The organism is Pseudoalteromonas sp. NS-SX12, from assembly GCF_057367955.1.
On sequence record NZ_CM170634.1, the window covers coordinates 439005 to 458516 of the forward strand.

At 41.9% G+C, this 19512-nt stretch carries 17 protein-coding genes; 2 read left to right on the plus strand and 15 right to left on the minus strand.

What is annotated here, in order from left to right; genetic code table 11:
- Positions 1 to 62 precede the first annotated feature (62 nt).
- Positions 63 to 2147, plus strand: a complete 2085-nt coding sequence (gene recG, locus AC2IOM_RS02095) for an ATP-dependent DNA helicase RecG (RefSeq protein WP_486359570.1) — start codon at positions 63 to 65, stop codon at positions 2145 to 2147.
- 20 nt (positions 2148 to 2167) lie between these two features.
- Here the strand turns inward: recG and AC2IOM_RS02100 are convergent, their stop codons facing one another.
- The 12 genes from AC2IOM_RS02100 to AC2IOM_RS02155 all read right to left on the minus strand — a co-directional run bounded on the left by AC2IOM_RS02100 (position 2168) and on the right by AC2IOM_RS02155 (position 14841).
- Entirely contained in the window at positions 2168 to 2800 is a 633-nt protein-coding gene (locus AC2IOM_RS02100) for a tetratricopeptide repeat protein (RefSeq protein WP_486358968.1), read from the minus strand.
- 392 nt (positions 2801 to 3192) lie between these two features.
- Positions 3193 to 4509 carry an adenylosuccinate synthase gene (locus AC2IOM_RS02105; protein WP_486358969.1) on the minus strand — a complete coding sequence of 439 codons (1317 nt, stop codon included), beginning with the start codon at positions 4507 to 4509 and terminating at the stop codon, positions 3193 to 3195.
- A 200-nt stretch (positions 4510 to 4709) separates the two neighbouring features.
- On the minus strand, positions 4710 to 4901 hold the full coding sequence (locus tag AC2IOM_RS02110; protein WP_010561059.1) for a DUF2065 domain-containing protein: 192 nt from the start codon (positions 4899 to 4901) through the stop codon (positions 4710 to 4712).
- A gap of 64 nt (positions 4902 to 4965) precedes the next feature.
- Positions 4966 to 5841, minus strand: coding sequence for a protease modulator HflC (gene hflC, locus AC2IOM_RS02115; RefSeq protein ID WP_054979086.1), 876 nt, complete (start codon positions 5839 to 5841; stop codon positions 4966 to 4968).
- On the minus strand, positions 5838 to 7007 hold the full coding sequence (hflK, locus tag AC2IOM_RS02120; protein ID WP_054979085.1) for an FtsH protease activity modulator HflK: 1170 nt from the start codon (positions 7005 to 7007) through the stop codon (positions 5838 to 5840). The genes hflC and hflK overlap by 4 nt, the downstream gene beginning before the upstream one ends.
- 101 nt (positions 7008 to 7108) lie before the next feature.
- A complete protein-coding gene (gene hflX, locus AC2IOM_RS02125; protein WP_100912634.1) occupies positions 7109 to 8392 on the minus strand; it encodes a ribosome rescue GTPase HflX in 1284 nt (427 codons plus the stop codon).
- 18 nt (positions 8393 to 8410) lie between these two features.
- Entirely contained in the window at positions 8411 to 8665 is a 255-nt protein-coding gene (hfq, locus tag AC2IOM_RS02130) for an RNA chaperone Hfq (protein ID WP_010561063.1), read from the minus strand.
- An 80-nt stretch (positions 8666 to 8745) separates the two neighbouring features.
- A complete protein-coding gene (gene miaA, locus AC2IOM_RS02135; RefSeq protein WP_100912633.1) occupies positions 8746 to 9663 on the minus strand; it encodes a tRNA (adenosine(37)-N6)-dimethylallyltransferase MiaA in 918 nt (305 codons plus the stop codon).
- A gap of 32 nt (positions 9664 to 9695) precedes the next feature.
- A complete protein-coding gene (gene mutL, locus AC2IOM_RS02140) occupies positions 9696 to 11507 on the minus strand; it encodes a DNA mismatch repair endonuclease MutL (RefSeq protein WP_486358970.1) in 1812 nt (603 codons plus the stop codon).
- Positions 11508 to 11535: 28 nt separating this feature from the next.
- Positions 11536 to 12828: an N-acetylmuramoyl-L-alanine amidase gene (locus AC2IOM_RS02145; RefSeq protein WP_198521131.1), complete on the minus strand. Its 1293-nt coding sequence runs from the start codon at positions 12826 to 12828 to the stop codon at positions 11536 to 11538.
- Between the two features lie 46 nt (positions 12829 to 12874).
- Positions 12875 to 13351 (minus strand): tRNA (adenosine(37)-N6)-threonylcarbamoyltransferase complex ATPase subunit type 1 TsaE, encoded by a 477-nt coding sequence (tsaE, locus tag AC2IOM_RS02150; protein WP_054979081.1) that lies wholly within the window; start codon positions 13349 to 13351, stop codon positions 12875 to 12877.
- Positions 13352 to 13362: 11 nt separating this feature from the next.
- A complete protein-coding gene (locus AC2IOM_RS02155) occupies positions 13363 to 14841 on the minus strand; it encodes an NAD(P)H-hydrate dehydratase (RefSeq protein WP_486358971.1) in 1479 nt (492 codons plus the stop codon).
- A gap of 17 nt (positions 14842 to 14858) precedes the next feature.
- On the opposite strand from AC2IOM_RS02155, the gene queG reads away from it, so the two are divergent.
- Entirely contained in the window at positions 14859 to 15998 is a 1140-nt protein-coding gene (gene queG / locus AC2IOM_RS02160; RefSeq protein WP_486358972.1) for a tRNA epoxyqueuosine(34) reductase QueG, read from the plus strand.
- A gap of 129 nt (positions 15999 to 16127) precedes the next feature.
- Here queG and AC2IOM_RS02165 read toward each other — a convergent pair whose 3' ends face one another.
- The 3 genes from AC2IOM_RS02165 to AC2IOM_RS02175 are packed head-to-tail and all read right to left on the minus strand — an operon-like array spanning position 16128 to position 19423.
- Positions 16128 to 17249: a response regulator gene (locus AC2IOM_RS02165; protein WP_486358973.1), complete on the minus strand. Its 1122-nt coding sequence runs from the start codon at positions 17247 to 17249 to the stop codon at positions 16128 to 16130.
- Between the two features lie 46 nt (positions 17250 to 17295).
- Positions 17296 to 19248 carry a PAS domain-containing sensor histidine kinase gene (locus AC2IOM_RS02170; protein ID WP_486358974.1) on the minus strand — a complete coding sequence of 651 codons (1953 nt, stop codon included), beginning with the start codon at positions 19246 to 19248 and terminating at the stop codon, positions 17296 to 17298.
- On the minus strand, positions 19220 to 19423 hold the full coding sequence (locus AC2IOM_RS02175) for a DUF1289 domain-containing protein (RefSeq protein ID WP_054979076.1): 204 nt from the start codon (positions 19421 to 19423) through the stop codon (positions 19220 to 19222). Before AC2IOM_RS02175 ends, AC2IOM_RS02170 begins: the two co-directional genes overlap by 29 nt.
- Positions 19424 to 19512 lie beyond the last annotated feature (89 nt).

Genomic DNA, 19512 nt, shown 5'->3' on the forward strand with positions numbered 1-19512 from the left:
CAGTTATCTATTGCAACTTTAAACTTAACCTGTTAAAAACCAAGGACGGTAAAAACGAAAGGATAGCTATGGCAATTGATCTTGCCTCATACCCCATCACTGAACTGAAAGGTGCTGGGCCTAAAATTGCAGAGCGTTTAGCAAAGCTGCATATTTTTACCGTACAAGACTTACTCTTTCATTTACCGCTGCGCTATGAAGATCGCACTCGCATTTACCCTATTTGCGAGCTGCAAGCGCACTATCATGTCAGCATTGAAGCGACTATTGAAAATACCAATATCAGCTTTGGTAAACGCCGCATGCTTAATTGCCAAGTTAACGATGGCACAGGCAGACTAACCTTACGCTTTTTCACTTTTACCGCTGCGCAAAAAAATAATTTAACTGCGGGCAGTAAAATACGCTGTTTTGGAGAAATTCGCCGTGGTAGGAACGGCTATGAAATGGCTCATCCCGAGTATAAAATCATCGATGAGCATGCGACAAGCCAAGTTGAAGAATCACTTACGCCCGTTTACCCAACAACGGAAGGCTTAAAGCAGCTGTCGTTACGCAAACTAAGTAGCCAAGCCGTAGCTTTACTAGAGCGCTATGATATTCAAGAACTCTTGCCAGCTCAGTATCAACCACAAGGGTACAGTTTACAAAAAGCCTTACTAACGCTTCACAAACCAAGTCCTGAGGAAAGTACGCTATTGCTTGAACAAGGGCTTCACCCTGCTCAGCAACGACTCGCATTTGAAGAAATACTGGCACAAAATTTAAGCCTTTTAAAACTGCGTGCCAAAGGGCAAGTGCATCATGCGGTAACCTTGCCACCAACAAATTCTCTTGAGCCACAGCTACTTGCCCAGCTACCTTTCACACCAACTAATGCGCAACAGCGTGTAGTGGCAGAAATTAAACACGATCTGACTCAGCCCTACCCTATGATGCGATTAGTACAAGGCGATGTTGGTTCGGGCAAAACGTTAGTGGCAGCAATGTCAGCACTTACGGCAATTAGCCAAGGTTATCAAGTTGCCCTAATGGCACCTACCGAGATTTTAGCCGAGCAGCACGCTAACGCTTTTCGAACTTGGTTTGAGCCGTTAGGGATTAAAATTGCGTGGTTAGCGGGTAAAACTAAAGGCAAAGAACGCACTGTAGCACTTGAGCAAATAGCCTCCGGCGAAGCACAAATGATTGTCGGCACCCATGCGTTATTCCAAGAACAAGTGAGCTTTAATAATCTCGCACTGATTATTATTGATGAACAACACCGCTTTGGCGTACACCAACGTTTAGAATTACGTGAAAAAGGTCGTAATGGCAATTGCTATCCACACCAGTTAGTTATGACCGCAACCCCTATTCCACGCACCTTAGCAATGACCGCCTATGCCGATTTAGAAACATCGATTATTGACGAATTACCACCGGGCAGAACACCTATTACAACGGTGGCTATACCAGATACCCGCCGCCAAGACATTATTAACCGTGTACAGCAGTCGGTGCTACAAGACAAGCGTCAGGTTTATTGGGTGTGTACGCTAATAGAAGAATCTGAGGCATTGCAATGTCAAGCTGCGGAGGATAGCGCAAAAGAATTAGCTAAAGCGCTACCTGACGTTGCTATCGAATTGGTACACGGCCGCATGAAACCAAGTGAAAAGCAGTTCATCATGTCGGAGTTTAAAGCGGGCAAAATAGACGTACTGGTTGCTACAACCGTAATAGAAGTTGGGGTAGATGTACCTAACGCTAGCTTAATTATTATTGAAAACCCAGAACGTTTAGGGCTTGCCCAATTACACCAGTTACGCGGCCGTGTTGGCCGTGGCTCAGTTGCATCGCATTGCGTACTACTGTATCACCCTCCACTATCTAACACAGGTCAGAAACGCTTAGGAGTGCTGCGCGATAGCAATGACGGCTTTGTCATTGCAGAGCGAGATTTGGAGATCCGTGGGCCCGGCGAAGTGCTTGGTACAAAGCAGACGGGACTTGCAGAATTTAGAATTGCTGATCTTGTGCGAGACAAGGCCCTAGTAGAACAAGTTAGGCCCGTCGCTAAACGCTTTTTAACTGAATATAGCGACCTTGCTGAGCAAATTATTGCCCGTTGGCTGCCCGATAAAGAGCAGTTCGCACAAGCATAATCGTTAAGTTACATGGCGTTCTATTTTTTGGCGCGAGCTAAGGCGCTCGGTGGCATTTTTTCAGCGAGCAATGCCAGCTTTTTCGCGACTTCTTGATGGCGCTTTTTATCGTAAATTAAAGCGCTATTAAGCCAGCGGTATGCATCTTCAAAATCACGAGGGCTACCAAGCCCCGCGTTAAACAAATCAACAAGCCTAATTTGTGCATTTAAATTACCAAGCGATGCGGCCTCGCGTAGATAAATAATGGCTTTATTGATATCGCGCTGCACTAATTGACCTACATGGTAATAGCGACCAAGTTGCTCTAGTGCCGCCGCTAAACCCTGATCTGCCGCTTCGCGCATGTAATACACGCCAAGATCAACATCGCGTTCTACACATACTGCATACGCCAACATATCGCCATATAAAAACTGGTATGCAGGGATTTTCATTTTACTTGCACGCGCTTCGATATCTTGCACAAGTTGGCAATCATCGAGCTTTACTCGTGTTAAATGTTCATTTTTATTTATGAGTTTAATGAGTTCATCTTGGCTGTAGATTTGCACTGCTTGAAGTTCAGGGTTTTCGGCAAGTACATTTGCAGAGCTAAAAAGTAGCCCTGTTGCAGCAAAGGTTTGACACAATGTTCGCATAAATAAACGCATAATAATTCTCAGATATTCGAGGCTAATTAAGTCAATCCACTTAACTAGTTAATCATTCAGTGAGCTAACTACCGCGCTACACTTATAATTAGCGCGATAAACGTGTTCAAATATTTAATACCAATTCACTCAAATAGCTGATCATCTCAGCGGGCTAAATATCATGCTAACTGCGTTAGAATTTATCAATGTATAACAACTACATAAGAAAAATTCCGCCTTGTTACCATTTCATTTATCCAACGCTATCCCTGATCACATACTTAACAGAATTGGTATAACAGAACTGGAGCTCATACCAATTTAAAATAATTGATACAAAATATATACCAACCTTTGAATTTTAGGCATAAAAAAAGCTGCAAACTGCAGCTTTTTTCTAGAAACTAAATTTACTCACCAAATGGGTTACGTACAATCATTGTTTCTACACGATCTGGGCCAGTCGAAATGATATCGATTGGTACACCAGTGATTTCTTCTAAACGCTTGATGTAGTTACGTGCTGCTTGCGGTAAGCCTTCGTAAGTTGTTACACCGAACGTATTTTCGCTCCAACCTGGCATCTCTTCGTATACTGGTGTTACTTTCTCGTAACCTTCAGCAGCAAGTGGTGTTACGTTTGTAACTGCGCCATCTTCAAGCTGGTAACCTGTACAGATTTTGATTGTTTCTAAACCGTCTAATACGTCTAGTTTAGTTAAACAGAAGCCTGTAATAGAGTTAATTTGTACCGCACGACGCATTGCAACAGCATCGAACCAACCTGTACGACGTAAACGACCCGTTGTTGCACCAAACTCGTGACCTTTGTCACCTAAGTGTTTGCCAACAGGGTCTTGCTTATCTAAACCGTCATAAAGTTCCGTTGGGAAAGGACCTGAACCAACACGTGTTGTGTATGCTTTCACGATACCTAATACGTAATCTAGGTTTAATGGACCAAAACCAGCACCCGTTGCAACACCGCCAGCCGTTGTATTTGAAGACGTAACATATGGGTATGTACCGTGGTCGATATCAAGTAGCGTACCTTGTGCACCTTCAAATAAGATGTGCTCGCCATTAGTGCGTGCTTGGTCAAGTAACTCAGTAACGTCAACAACCATAGACTTAAGAATGTCAGCAACAGCCATTGCTGCATCTAATGTTTCTTGGTAATCAACTGGATCAACTTTGTAGTAATTAACTAGTGTAAAGTTATGATACTCAAGTACTTCTTTTAGTTTTTCAGCGAATAACTCTGGGTTAAATAAATCGCCAACACGTAAGCCACGACGCGCCACTTTATCTTCGTAAGCTGGACCAATACCACGACCTGTAGTACCGATAGCTTTAGCGCCACGTGCTTCTTCACGAGCCATGTCTAATGCTACGTGATACGGTAGGATTAGTGGACATGCTTCAGAAATTAATAAACGCTCTCTAACCGGAACACCACGCTCTTCAAGCATGCCGATTTCGCGCATAAGTGCATCTGGTGCTAATACTACACCGTTACCGATTACACATTTAACATTGTCACGTAGAACACCTGATGGGATAAGGTGAAGAACTGTTTTCTCACCGTTAATAACGAGTGTGTGACCTGCGTTGTGACCACCTTGATAACGTACAACTAAAGACGCTTTATCTGTTAGTAGGTCAACAACCTTACCTTTACCTTCGTCACCCCATTGGGTGCCTAATACAACGACGTTTTTACCCATTGTAACTTCACTTAAAGAAAATTAGGCGCAGATTCTATCAAAAAATGGGGGCAAAGATCACCCCGTTTAGCAGCTTTTTTCATCATTTTATCTAAATAACTTCAATTAAATTGGTATATACAAGCTCATTAAGCACTGTTGTTTTTAGATAATTTACTAATAAATTTAATTTTTATTTAATCTCTTGGTTGTTTTTTATTTTATGGTTTTAGCCACATAAAAAGCAGCCAACCAATCAAGATTAAAGCAACGCCTATCATCCGCAATTGCGGATCAGCTAATTGCGCTATTTCGCGTAAATACTCGCGCCATTTCGCTGGAAATAAAGCAGGCCCAAGCCCTTCAAAAATTAACAACAAAGCAAACGCCAATAGCAATACATCAAAGCTCATTATTTTCTCCATAAAAAAGCCCTGCAAGTGCAGGGCTTTCAATATTATATTGCAACTGGGTAATTTACTTACCGGTTTGCTTCATATATTTAAAGAAGTCACTATCAGGGCTAAGCACCATAACGTCTTCTTTGTTTTTAAAGGTTGCTTTGTAAGCATCTAAGCTGCGTAAGAAGCTATAGAATTCAGCGTCTTTGTTGTACGCATCAGCATAAATTTTTGCTGCTAACGCATCACCTTCACCACGTACACTTCGTGCATTACGCTCTGCATCAGCAAGCATAACCGTTACACGACGGTCTACGTCAGCGCGAATTTCTTCAGCCTTCTCCATACCTTCCGAACGGTGTTCTTTCGCTACAGCAGAACGCTCAGCGCGCATACGTTGGAAAATTGAATTACTTACTTCTGTCGGTAAATTAATTTTCTTCACACGTACGTCAAGCACTTCAATACCTAACTCAGCAGCACTTTCAGAAGCTTGCGATAATGCCTCTTCCATTAGTGCGCTACGCTCACCTGACACAATCTCGCGAATTGTGCGCGAACCAAAGTTAGTTCTTAAACCATTGTTCACCTTTTGCTTAAGTAGTGTTTCAGCATATTGCTTATCACCACGTGCACGCAGGTAAAACTTACTGAAGTCTTTAACACGCCATTTAACATACGAATCAACAATTAAGTCTTTCTTTTCGCTTGTTACAAAGCGATCTGGTGAACCGTCTAGTGTTTGAATACGCGAATCTAGCTTACGTACTTGAGAGATAAACGGCATTTTAAATTGCAGACCTGGCTCATACACAACCGGGTTACCTTCGCTATCTTTCTTAACTTTACTAAACTCTAATACAATTGCCTTTTGACCTTCTGGCACCACAAACAGACCAGAAAAACTAAGCATCGCTAGAATAACAACAATAACTAAACCAAAGTTTTTCATTGATTGTATCTCCCAGAGTTATAACGGTCGCTAGAGTAGCGGTCATTCGCCGAATTTAGCTGACTGTTTTTCGTTGTACCTAGTTGCTGTCTTAAATTATCAACGTCATTGCGTTGACGAGCAGGTGTTGCATTTTCTTTCGATTGCTGAATAATTTTATCAAGCGGTAAATACATCATATTGTTACCACCTTCTACATCAACAATTACCTTTGACGTATTACCTAATACTTCTTCCATCGCATCGATATAAAGACGCTGACGCGTTACTTCTTTAGCAGCTTGGTATTCTGGTAATAGACGCTCAAAACGTGCGATTTCACCTTGCGCTTCAAGCGTTACACGCTCTTTATACGCTTCTGCTTCTTGCGTCATACGTGTTACACGACCACGCGCAGTTGGTTCAATCTCACGTTGATATGCTTCAGCTTCACGAATAAAACGCTCTTCATCTTCTTGTGCAGCAATTGCATCATCAAACGCATCTTTAACTTCTGCCGGTGGACGCGCATCTTTAAAGTTAACGTCTGTCAGTACGATACCTAAGTTATATGGCGTGATAATTTTCTCGAGCTCCTGCCAAGTGTCTTGACGCACCTGCTCACGGCCTTTCGTTAACACATCATCCATTTTTGCATGACCAACAACATAACGCAGTGCACTATCAAGCGCTTGCTGTAAGCTGTGATCTGCATCCGTTACGCTGAAGCGGTATAAATATGCATCGGTAACACGGTACTGAACCACGAACTCAACACTTACTACGTTCTCATCTTCGGTAAGCATAAAGCCTGATGCAGAAAGTGAACGCACTGCTTCAATATCTACAGGGATGACACGGTCAACAAACGTCATTTTCCAACGAAGACCTGGCATAGCAACTTCATGGAACTGACCGAAGCGTAATACAACACCACGCTCTGCTTCTTTCACCGTGTAAAAACCACTGATAGCCCAAACAGTAATAGCGATAATTAAAACAAATACCAGTGCAGGGCCACTTAAACCGCCGTTGCTTGATCCTTTTTTGCCGCCAAATAAGCCACCAAAGCGGTCGCCGTATTTGCGGAACACTTCATCTAAATCAGGTGGACCCTGATCTCGACCGCCCTTGTTATTCCATGGGTCTTTGTCGTTGCCATTGTTACCCGGCTCGTTCCAGGCCATAGCGTCACTCCAATATTAATAATTAAAATTAAACTTTGGTAAATTTACCAAAACCTTAGGGGATTTTCTAATTTTTACGGTAAACAAATATTTTTGAAAAGTTAAACCACTAATTCTTGTATTTGCTCACCGAACTCTTTTTTCAAGCGCTGCCAGTCTGACATAGGTAACCTGACATCTAATAGCCAATTCCCCAGCTCATCAAAGTTTTCAGCTTGCACCGCATTTAATCGATAAAGCGCACCTTGTAAGCGACCTAATTGCGGTGGAATGCGCATATTTTCATGGAACATTTGTTCCGCTAAGCATTCGCCAATCGCTTCAAGCAATAGTTCACAACCTACCCCAGTTTGTGCCGATAACCAAACGCGAATAGGTCGACCTTCATCATTGCGATCAATACGTGGAGACACCTCTTCCACTAAATCGATTTTGTTGTAAACCAATAACTGCGGTACTTCATCAGCATCGATTTCTCTCAGTACATCTTGTACTTGTTCGATATTTTCTTGACGCCTTGCATCTGCGACATCAATCACGTGAAGTTGTAAATCCGCTTCACGGGTCTCAGCTAACGTTGATTTAAACGCAGCGACTAAGTCATGCGGTAAATGCCTAATAAAACCAACAGTATCGGCAAGAATTGTTGGTCCCAAATCTGGCACTTCAATTTTACGAAGTGTTGGGTCAAGCGTCGCAAACAACTGATCCGCCGCATATACATCACTGTCGGTGATGCGATTAAACAAGGTTGATTTACCCGCATTGGTATAGCCAACTAATGATACGGTTGGAATTTCATTTCGGTTTCGTGCGCGGCGTCCTTGTTCACGTTGTTTAGCTACTTTTTCTAAGCGCTTTAAAATATTTTTAATTTTGCCACGAATTAAACGGCGGTCGGTTTCAAGCTGGGTTTCACCCGGACCTCGTAAACCTATGCCCCCTTTTTGCCTTTCAAGGTGAGTCCAACCTCGAATCAATCGGGTAGAAATATGGCGTAATTGCGCAAGTTCTACTTGTAGCTTACCTTCATGAGTACGCGCTCTTTGCGCAAAGATATCAAGAATCAAACTCGTTCTATCAAGCACGCGACATTTACATATCGCCTCTAAGTTACGTTCTTGTGAGGGGGATAATTCGTGATTAAAGATGATTACATCTGCATCATGGATTTTGACAATCTCAGCAATTTCCTCAGCTTTACCGCTTCCGACGAAGTATTTGGCATGCGGTGATTGACGACTGCCTTGCACAATCGTCAATGCATTTACACCAGCTGAAGAAACGAGCATTTCCAATTCTTGCAAATCTTCACGATCGCCTTCATTTGGAAATTCGATATGAACTAAGACTGCCTGTTCACCGGCTTCATAACGGTCAAACAAGCATTAAACTCCTATTAATTAGTAGTTACCGCTCTCGTCTTCTGCACCGCCCTGAGTTGCTTGGAAATTAACAGCTCGCGCAGGTACAACAGTTGAAATAGCGTGTTTGTAAACCATTTGGTTTACAGTGTTTTCTAGTAAAATTACAAATTGGTCAAATGACTGAATTTTGCCTTGTAGCTTGATGCCGTTAACTAAATAAATTGCTACAGGAATACGTTCACGGCGTAACGCGTTCAAAAATGGGTCTTGTAATGATTGGCCTTTTGCCATTGTTATTTTCCTTAGTTCTAGGTGTTCTTATAAAATTCGATAACTCTAACGAATTCAATTATTTTTACTGCACCACTTTACTAGCTTAGCGAACTTAACACGCGTTGCAAGTTTTCTTCATCGCCTGATTCTAGCCAAGTAATATTTTGCCAGCCACGTAACCAAGTCAACTGACGTTTAGCAAGCTGACGCGTAGCAGCTATGCCCTTAAAAACCATTTCATCATAATCATCCTCGCCCGCGAGATAATCCCACATTTGACGATAACCTACACAGCGAATAGACGGTAGGTCTGGATGTAAGTCCTTTCTTGTATATAAGGCCAGAACTTCTTTTTCAAACCCCATATCGAGCATTATTTTAAATCTTTTTTCAATACGTTGGTGTAACACAGCGCGATCGCTCGGTGCAATCGCAAACTGTAAAACATCAAAAGGTAACGGTTCTGACTTAACCTTTTGTAGCTCACTCATTGGTTTACCCGTTAAACGGTATACCTCTAAAGCGCGATTAATGCGCTGTGAGTCATTTTCATTAATTTTTGCAGCTGCAACTGGATCGACCTGTGTCAGTTCTTGATGCAGTGCAGGCCAGCCTTTCACTTGCGCTTCTTGCTCAAGTTCAGCACGAATTGCTTGGTCTGCATTTGGTAAGGGTGACAAGCCTTCAAGTAACGCTTTGAAATACATCATAGTGCCACCCACCAAGAGCGGAATTTTGCCTTGGCTATGCAACTGGGCAATATTATCTAGCGCATCACGACGAAAGTCAGCTGCAGAATAACTATCAGCAGGATCGATTAAATCGATAAGTCGATGCGGTGCTAATGCCAACTCTTCAGCATTCGGCTTCGCGGAACCAATATCCATGCCTTTGTATACCAACGCAGAGTCGACGCTTATTACTTCGGTATTTAAATGCTGACAAAGTTGAATAGCTAAGTCGGTTTTACCGGAAGCAGTCGGTCCCATTAAGCAAATAATTGGCAATTGTTGCAACGTTTTTCCTTGCTAAACTAAAAATTAATCGGTTAGTCAAAAAGACTGTTTTCTATGTCAATTTTAACAGTTTTCGTTTTAAAACTGGCAATTAATTCAGGCTTTTTTACCACTAACTCGACTAATTGCTTAGTAATTGTGTAGCCCAGAGGCTGAACTAAGGCAATATTTTTCAGCCAAGTCAGCCAAAACGTCAGATCGGTTTTTTCATTTTGTCGCAATGCATGGTCAAACAAGTTATCTAAGATTTGATTAACATCCACTGAATATAAAACCTCAGGTAATTTTTTTACTAACAAAAACTGAGAGTTGACAGCAATATCAAAACCAAGAATTCCTAACCATGAAAGGTTGTCTTGCACTTTATCAAGCAAGTCTGACGATAAATTGATACGTACAGGTAACAGCAAACTTTTACTTTCAAGTTGCCCTTGTTGTTCAACATGCGTTTGCCAAAGGGTAAGGATTGCAGGCGTAAGATCGATCAACTGTGGCTCACCATTTACACTGCGCAGTGCTTTTCCTTGGCGTAACGGCAATAACTCAATGCATTCTGCGCTATTAGTTGATTGCGGCATATCATTAAGCGTGTGATGCACTGCGGATTCAATGACCTGATCGGCGACTCCCTGATAGAAGGCATTTACCGAATGCTGTTTTACGCTATCAGGTACTTGATGATGCTGCATTAGCGGCTTTTTGTAACCCGAACTACCACTAGACCCAGAAAAAGAGGCACTTTGTTCACGCACTTGCGGCGTACTCGCCGCGCTGGGTTCATGCTCAGCATCAAATTGATGCATTTGCTGTAGTAGGTAATCACTAGTCTCATTGCTTGGCGCGAGATCAAGCGGCTGTTCAAAACTAATCGCTTGCCTCACTGCTTGTACAATAAAATCATGCACTAAACGCCCTTGATGAAAGCGTACTTCGTGTTTCGCTGGGTGTACATTCACATCGACTTGGCGCGGCTCTATTTCAAGGTAAATAACAAAACCCGGAATATCATAGCCTGAAGCATATTCTTCAAATGTTTGACGAATAGCGTGAAAAATTAACTTATCACGCATCATTCGACCATTAACATAAGTGTACTGCGGCTCTGTTTTATCACCAACGGGTAATACCCAGCCATACAGGCGTAAGCGCTCATCACCAGAATCGACATAGACAGCCTGCTGTTCAAAGACTTTTCCCGCAACTTGGGCTACGCGCTTGACGTAATTTTCTTGCTGCATTTGCGCACGATATTGACGCACAGTTTTACCGTTATGCTTAAGCGTAATTGCCACATCAAAACGCGACAATGCAATACGCTTCAGCAATTCATCAATATGGTGAAATTCGGTTTTTTCCGTACGTAAAAATTTGCGTCGAGCAGGTGTATTAAAAAACAGGTCTACAACTTCTATTGTTGTGCCATTGGGATGCGAGGCAGGCGTAATTTGTACCGCCATATCTCGCCCTTCGGCATAAGCTTGCCACGCTTCGCTTTGTGCCTCAGTTTTAGAGGTCAATGTTAAACGCGATACTGAGCTAATTGACGCCAAGGCTTCGCCACGAAAACCTAAAGATGCGATTTGCTCTAAGTCATCAAGTGACTTTATTTTGCTGGTTGCATGGCGTGACAACGCTAAAGTGAGTTGGTCTTTGTCGATACCAAAGCCATTATCGCGAATACGTATTAGTTTGTGACCACCGCGTTCAATATCAATTTGAATGCGCGTCGCACCCGCATCTAAACTGTTTTCCACCAGCTCTTTAACCACTGATGCGGGGCGTTCTACTACTTCACCAGCAGCTATTTGGTTGGCAAGACGCGCGGGTAATATTTGTATAGACATAATTACAAGTTCTAAAATCGAGGCACTATTAGCTACGTGGAATAGCTAAATTTTGCCCGATGTATAACGTATTCGACGATAACTTATTAGCCTTTTTCAAAGAGCTAACCGTTACCCCATAACGACTCGCAAGCACACTAAGAGATTCGCCTGAACGTACCTTATGAAAACGCGGTTGATCTTTTTTCAGCTTGGCAAAATATGAATCTTCAGGAGGATTATTTCTAAAATATGCCTTTACCGATTTAAAAATTGCCGTCGCGAGCTTTTCTTGGTGGTCTCTGGTTTTTAGCAAACGCTCTTCGGTTGGGTTAGATATAAAGCCTGTCTCAACCAAAATAGAGGGAATATCAGGTGATTTTAATACAGCCAAACTCGCAGCCTGCGGCACTTTTTTATGCATGCGTGTGACTTTTCGCATTTCACTAATTACATCTTCAGCCACTTCAAAGCCGGTTTTCATTGAGTGATCCATCGACATATCGAGCAATGCTTGCGCCAAATAACGCTCTTGCTGAGTATCTTTTAACACATCTGCCGCACCACCTAATAGCTCAGAGTGTTGTTCTCGATTTTCTATCCATTTACCAATTTCTGAATTAGCACGTCTTAGTGAAAGTACCCAAACAGAGCCTCCGCGAGGTTGCGGCGACGTAAATGCATCAGCATGAATAGAAATAAAGAAATCCGCTTTTTTGGTTCGAGCGCGCTGAGTACGCGTATTGTATTTTACGTAGTAATCACCGGTACGCGGCATAATTGCCGACATACCTTTTTCTGCGTTGATCTTAGCTGCCAAACGTTTTGCTATTTGTAATGTAATCGTTTTTTCATAAGTACCAGATGGGCCAATAGAGCCTGGGTCCTCACCACCGTGCCCTGCATCGATTGCAACAACAATGTCTCTATCACTGCTAATATCGCGGCTTTTTACAACGGTTTGCGCTTTCGGTTTTTCTTTACTGTATAAATCGAATACAAGTCGGTCGCTATACGGGCCTGTTGGTGCGAGTGAAAAGATAACCGGTTTAACCGGTGCTAACAGTTCAAATACTAGGCGCGTATCAGATTTTCGCTTTGGTGTGCTGTAGCGAATTTTTTTAATTAATTGATGTTTTTTATCAATTTTTGGAAATGTTGCTGCGCGCCCTGGTGTTGATTTTATATCAACCACCAAGCGCAATGGATTTTTCAAAAAGAAGTAGCTGTATTCAGGCTTCTCTTTCATATCGAGTACCACACGGGTGCTTTCGGGAGACGGCCAAACACGCACACTGTCAATTTTGTTTGCTGCGTATAAGTTAACACTCACAAACATCATGACAATTGTAATTACTCGAAACAGAGATTTAATATTGTACCAATCGCTAGTCATTCTTCAGCTTATTTATTATTGTTTTGCCACTTTGACTGTTCGCCATTATGGTTATTCTACGCGCATTATCGACATATTCCATTGTAATCTCTAGATCTGCCTGTGCAAGCATTCCAGCGCCTTTTTCTGGCCATTCAATTAAACACACTGAATTATTTTCAAAGTAGTCTCGAATGCCCATAAACTCCAATTCTTCGGGATCTGCAAGGCGATATAAATCGAAGTGATAAACATTTTGTGAAGCTAATTCGTAGGGTTCAACCAAGGTATAGGTTGGACTTTTTACTTTACCGGTATGACCAAAGCCTTGTACAACGCCGCGTGTAAGCGTCGTTTTGCCCGCACCTAAGTCGCCATGTAAAAAGATAACAGCACCTTCATGTATGCATGAAGACAATTTACTGCCCATGGCAACTGTTTCAGTTTCATCGGCCAAAAAGCAATTAAAAACCCCATCTTGCTGATCCATTTACTTCTCCACTAATCAACCAGTTTTCTAATTAAAGGGTACAGATCTGAGACTAACATGCCACGCTTACCCTGTTGCTCTGCAATTTCCGCTGCGCGGCCGTGAATATTAACAGCCAATTGAACAGCTTCAAAATTCGGCATGCCCTGCGCAATTAAGCCAGCGATTATACCAGATAAACAATCGCCCATCCCAGCACTTGCCATACTAACGCTGCCCGACGTATTAATTACCGTATGATGACTATTAGCAACTAAGCTGCCCGCCCCTTTCAATAGAGCTATTGCGTTATATTGCTTTGCTAATTTAGAGACTGAATCAAAACGATTAAGTTCAATTTCAGAGCTTGGTATACCCAGTAATCTTGAAGCCTCTCCGCTGTGAGGGGTAATAATCATGTGCGCTAGGTTAATTGGTTTTTGAGCTAACAAGTTAAGCCCATCCGCATCAATAATAATTGGTTTATTGACCTTCTCGATTGCCTGCCATACGGTCTTGCTCCAATTTGACAAGCCGAGGCCTGGACCAATCACACACACATCGGCTTTTTCAATTAGTGGTTGCAACTCTGTTGCGTGCTCGACGGCGTGTACCATAAGTTCATAACGCCCTTGGACCACAATGGCACGATTTTCTGGATGCGTCGCTACACTGACAAGCCCAGCACCTGCACGCAGACAGGACTCAGCCGCAATGCGAATAGCCCCCGGCATAGGTTTATCGCCACCAATTAATAAAACATGACCAAGTTGTTGTTTATAACTATTGATGTGACGAACCGGCAGTGATGCTTTTAACGCATCATAATTTACTAACTTAGAGAGTGGTTCAACATGTTCAATAAAAGCATCGGCTAATCCGAGTCCTGCAAAATATAAATTGCCTACATGCTGCTTAGCATTACCGCTTAATAACCCTTGCTTAAGAGCAATAAAGCTCACTGTATAATTAGCATTGATACAGGCTTTTGCCACTTCGCCTGTTGTCGCATTCAGACCTGAAGGTAAATCTACCGCAATAATAGGTTTATTCTGTTGGTTAATGTGATTGATAACATCTGAATATTCACTACTTAACTCACCGCAAAAACCGATGCCCAACAGTGCATCAATATATACGTCAGCACTGGTATCTAAGCTATCAACTACTTCGCCGCCTTGTTTTATGTAATCTAAGTAAGCGCGCTTAGCGTCACCGGCTAACTGATTTACATCCTTAACACTGAATACCGTAACATCAAGCTCATGCTGCAAGGCATAATTAGCCACCCAGTAACCATCACCTCCATTGTTACCACCACCAGCAATCACTTGAACTTTATCGCAATTACCATATTTCAACATCAGTAACTGAAAAACCGATGCGGCAGCCTGTTGCATCAGCGCGTACATCTCAACATTTTGCTGCGATGCAACTATCGCTTCATTGTCTTTTACTTGTTGGGCGCTATATGCAAACTGTGGTAAATTAGTGGTTAATTCTGGCGTCATTTATTTCACCTACTGGTATGTCTACTCTTAACTATCCGAATTTGGTAGAAAAAATCAAGCTTTGGGCAAAAGAGCTTGGTTTTGATCAAGTGAGTATCACCGATATTGACCTATCTCAGCACGAAGCACAATTACAACGATGGTTAGATGCGGGCTACCATGGCGAAATGGAGTATATGGCTGCACACGGCATGAAGCGCGCACGCCCTGCTGAACTTGTGCCAGGCACACAAAGAGTTATCTCTGTGCGCATGAATTACCTACCACCAGATGCGAGTTTTGCTAAAGATTTAAAAAACAAACAAACCGCATATATAAGTCGTTATGCCCTAGGCCGCGATTATCATAAATTAATGCGTAATCGCTTAAAGCAACTCGGCAAAAAGTTAGAACAAGAACTAGAACAGCATCAAATTACCTTAGGGTTTAGACCCTTTGTTGATTCAGCCCCCGTATTAGAGCGCCAACTAGCTGAAAAAGCAGGACTCGGTTGGACCGGAAAACACACGCTAATACTGAATCAAGAAGCGGGATCTTGGTTTTTCTTAGGTGAATTATTTGTGGATTTACCGCTACCGGTAAACGAAGAGTCGGTAGAGAACAAATGCGGAAGCTGCGTGGCATGCATTACCTCGTGCCCTACTGGCGCAATTGTTGAGCCTTATGTAGTTGATGCAAGACGCTGTATTTCATACTTAACAATTGAAAAACAAGGCGCTATTCCCGAGGAATTTCGTTCGCTATTAGGCAACCGTATTTACGGTTGCGATGATTGCCAGTTAGTGTGTCCGTGGAACCGCTACGGACAGCTTACAGCCGAAGATGACTTCCATATTCGTAAGCAGTTAAAAAGTCAGGACTTACTTACGCTTTTTGCATGGGACGAAGCAACCTTTCTAAAAAATACCGAAGGCAGCGCTATTCGCCGTATTGGTATTGAGCGCTGGCGACGTAATATCGCAGTAGCGCTAGGAAATGCAGATGCAAACAGCGATATTATAAACGCATTAGAGAGCGCACAAAGCGGTGCTTCTGAAATGCTGCTTGAGCACATTCATTGGGCACTCGCACAACAACACAATAAAACAGCGCAAAGAGACAACAAAACAAAACGCTTAATTCGTATTATTGAGAAGGGCTTACCAAGAGACGCTTAACCCTTGGTAAGTAACCTCAGATATAAATCGCAAATCTGCCTCTAGCAGTTGCTGTTCTTAAACTTAAGTAATTTCGCTATCTCTTATTCAAAACTAAAGTTAAGTAATTGAAGTTGAAATACAGAGCGTTTACTTCAGCATAACACTTAGATCATTTTCAAGCTCAGTAAAGGCGCGTGTTATATCTTGCAATAAGTCTTCGCGAGCAACCGACTTTTGAATTGTGTCATCCACTTTTTTGTAAATATATTGCTCCTGATCTTCATCTAAACCCATCAGTGGAATCCGATCTTCAAACTCTTCCTGTAACTCCCTAAAAATTGCCTCATTCATTTCATGACTGAGATTGAGTACACCCACTAAATCTTCAAATTTATCGCGAACCATTGAGAATGCTTGTCGCAACTTAAGCTTTTGGTTGCCTAGTTGCTTACGGGTCAAAATGGCATCAAGTTGATGCTCTGTTACGCCCACCACAAAACAAATATTATCGCGAATACGTCCTAGTTTTTCAGGGTCATCACTTGGTAAGTTCATAATGAGTAGGCTAACCCTTGGGTAATTTACTAAGATTCTCGGCATAAACTCATATAAACGCCCTTTATTTTGCAACAGCTCAAATAGCTCGACCACCATAGGTGAGCAAATCCCCTCCGAACTGTATTGAGAGCGATTATTTTTGGTACGAAACTCAATACTGGTTTTAAGGCCAAAACCACGCATGCAATTAATGAGCGCTTGCGCGAGCTCTTCTTTTTCATCAATTTTGCCGATTTGCTCTACATACTGCACTATACTGCCCATTTCACTGCTATTGGCCATTGCATTAAACGCAGTGTCCGTAGCATCTTGCAGCTGTTGTTCTAGCATACGTTTGTTTTCGACTACCTTAAACAAGGTGTCTAATTTGCCTTGTAACTCTTGCTGACCAAACGGTTTAACTATGTAGTCTTCGGCGCCAACGTTATAACCCTCAATGCGCTCTTCAACAGAGCCTCTGGCAGAGACAAACATCACGGTAATGTCTGAGGTTTCAGGGTCTTCTTTTAAGCGTCGACACACCTCATAACCATCCATATCGGGCATGCTTACGTCTAGCAAAATAACACTTGGGTTGATTTTTTGAACTACCTCTAGGCATTCAGGACCGCTTGCTACACAATGCAGATCGTAATGATCTTCCAGTATTTCCTCGATTATTTCCAAATTAAACGGTTCGTCATCAACAGCAAGTACTGTGTTTGAATTCATGACTTACTCCTTGTTTTCCATTAATTTATACTGAACTAGATTTAGCTTAGTCAAAAGTATTAGAAACTGGCAAACTAACAAATACACTTGCACCTTTCTCAAAGTTATTTTCGGCCCAAATACGGCCGTGGTGTAAATCAATAAACTCTTTACAAATCGCTAGACCAAGCCCTGTACCACCTGCCCCACGATTGGTTTTACTACTTTGTTCAAACTTGTTAAATATTGTTTCTAACTCTTCATCTGGAATGCCTAATCCACTGTCGCGCACAGCTAATTGCACCATGTCATTGTGATGGTCTATTACGACTTCAATTTCACTGTGTTCATCGCTAAATTTAATAGCATTGCCTAGTAAATTTCGGATCACTTGCGCGATTTGATCACAATCACAATCGACAAAAAACGGGTCTTTTTCTGGGACAAAATGCACATTAATTGTTTTTGCCAATAATGCACCCGACATATCGTCGATGCTGGTTCGCACTAGTTGATTCAAATTGTGCTTACTGGGATTAAACGGAAACTTACCCGCATCTAATTTAGATAGGTCGAGTAAATTGTTTAATAAAGACAGAAGTCGCTGCCCTGAGCTTTCGATACGAGAAAGGTATTTTTGCAGTTTATCTTTGGGAATTGGCTCACTATTAAGTTTATCCAAGCCAAATTGAGAAAAACTTAAAATCGAATGCATTGGCGTACGCAATTCATGAGACATATTTGCCAAAAGTTCCGACTTACTTTTGTTAGCAAACTCCGCTTGGTTTTTCGCAGCCTCAAGTTCTTGAGTACGAATATTTACTTTTTCTTCAAGTAATTGCTTTGCTTCTTCTAGTAGCTGTTGTTTGCGCTTAAGATGCGCAATATTTTTTAAAATAACCGCAGTGGATGGCTCGCCATGCACGTCAATCTCACTAAACGAGCCTGAAAACGGTACAATGTCATCTTTTGCTGTTGTAACCACAAACTCAAAATTAAACTGAGGTTGAAAGCTGGCAATATTGTTTTTTATTTCATTTGAAATAGTGCTGTCTAACAATTCAAAAAATGATAAGTCATGAATTTCATCTTGCTCTCGGGCAAATAAACTTAAAAACGCATCATTCGCCTCTAAAATCGCGCCGTCGTTGCTAAAAATAGCAATCGCATCTGGTGTATTTTTATAGATAACACGCAATAAACTATCTTTTTCGATAAGTGCATCAACGGTATCTTGTAGCCGAGATACCAGCTCTTGGTTGCTTTGCTCCAGCTGTTCATTGTGCCAAAGCTTATAGATTGCTTGTAACAACACACTTTCATCAAGTGGTTTTTCAAGTACATCATCCACTCCTAACCGCACCGCTTCGATTAACGCACTTTGGTGTGGCTTTGATGTGATGAGTATGCAGCGACAATCTTGGTTGATAGATTTTATTTGCCTAAATATATCTATGCCAGAGAGATCTCCCATATTAAAATCACTTACAAGTAAATCAATTTGGTGTAGCGCTGCACGCCCAATTGCTGAGAATTCATTATCAGCGGTGATAACATCAAAATGTGCGCCTTTTAAGCTCGACTCTAAGCGGCTTAGGCGACTTTCGTTATCGTCAACCAATAAAATTTTAGGTAGCTTTATATCAAGGCTTGCAGCGCCTATCGATAACCCTTCTTCGAGTAAGCCTATCACTTCCTTATTGTTATAGAACGGATGAATGACTAAGGCGCGAGGCAGCGCATTAACCAGTTTTGTAAAGCTGTCACTGAGTTTACTGCCCTCAACATTAGGGGCCAGTAAAAATACATGTACATCACCGTATAATTGTTGGGTTTGCAGCACTAACTTCTCGGGAACACCTGAGGCAAAAACAATTGCTTCATAAAATGTGGGTTCGCTGCTTGGTTCAAAGTCGCTGTAATGATGTAAGTCTACTTGGCACGTCAATAACTCCAGTAAAACTTTTAAGCGCATTGCCAAAACACTTGAGTTATCTAGAATTAAAATCCTTTTTTGCATGTTGTTTTTGCTGTTTTCGCTGTTGACATAAATTAAGCGTAGTTCGCTTTTGCGATAAACTCATACTCGACCAAGATAAAATCTCTTCTAACGTACGAAAACAGCCCAAACATACGTCATCTTCATTTAAGCAACAATTTTCAACACACGGACTTTTAACTGTTTGTTGCGACATAAAATTTAGTTTATTTTCATATTTTTGCTTAGCTAGAGTTTAGAACATTGCGATATACTCGCGGTAAATAACGCGAATAATTGCGGAGA

Excerpts from the sequence above, each read along its gene's own strand:
- AC2IOM_RS02165 (WP_486358973.1), bottom strand. The coding sequence starts at position 17,249 with ATGAATTCAAACACAGTACTTGCTGTTGATGACGAACCGTTTAATTTG.
- hflC (WP_054979086.1), bottom strand. The coding sequence starts at position 5,841 with ATGAAAAACTTTGGTTTAGTTATTGTTGTTATTCTAGCGATGCTTAGT.
- AC2IOM_RS02145 (WP_198521131.1), bottom strand. The coding sequence starts at position 12,828 with ATGATGTTTGTGAGTGTTAACTTATACGCAGCAAACAAAATTGACAGT.
- tsaE (WP_054979081.1), bottom strand. The coding sequence starts at position 13,351 with ATGGATCAGCAAGATGGGGTTTTTAATTGCTTTTTGGCCGATGAAACT.
- AC2IOM_RS02155 (WP_486358971.1), bottom strand. The coding sequence starts at position 14,841 with ATGACGCCAGAATTAACCACTAATTTACCACAGTTTGCATATAGCGCC.
- AC2IOM_RS02100 (WP_486358968.1), bottom strand. The coding sequence starts at position 2,800 with ATGCGTTTATTTATGCGAACATTGTGTCAAACCTTTGCTGCAACAGGG.
- hflK (WP_054979085.1), bottom strand. The coding sequence starts at position 7,007 with ATGGCCTGGAACGAGCCGGGTAACAATGGCAACGACAAAGACCCATGG.
- AC2IOM_RS02105 (WP_486358969.1), bottom strand. The coding sequence starts at position 4,509 with ATGGGTAAAAACGTCGTTGTATTAGGCACCCAATGGGGTGACGAAGGT.
- queG (WP_486358972.1), top strand. The coding sequence starts at position 14,859 with ATGTCTACTCTTAACTATCCGAATTTGGTAGAAAAAATCAAGCTTTGG.
- AC2IOM_RS02110 (WP_010561059.1), bottom strand. The coding sequence starts at position 4,901 with ATGAGCTTTGATGTATTGCTATTGGCGTTTGCTTTGTTGTTAATTTTT.
- hfq (WP_010561063.1), bottom strand. The coding sequence starts at position 8,665 with ATGGCAAAAGGCCAATCATTACAAGACCCATTTTTGAACGCGTTACGC.
- AC2IOM_RS02175 (WP_054979076.1), bottom strand. The coding sequence starts at position 19,423 with ATGTCGCAACAAACAGTTAAAAGTCCGTGTGTTGAAAATTGTTGCTTA.
- mutL (WP_486358970.1), bottom strand. The coding sequence starts at position 11,507 with ATGTCTATACAAATATTACCCGCGCGTCTTGCCAACCAAATAGCTGCT.
- AC2IOM_RS02170 (WP_486358974.1), bottom strand. The coding sequence starts at position 19,248 with ATGCAAAAAAGGATTTTAATTCTAGATAACTCAAGTGTTTTGGCAATG.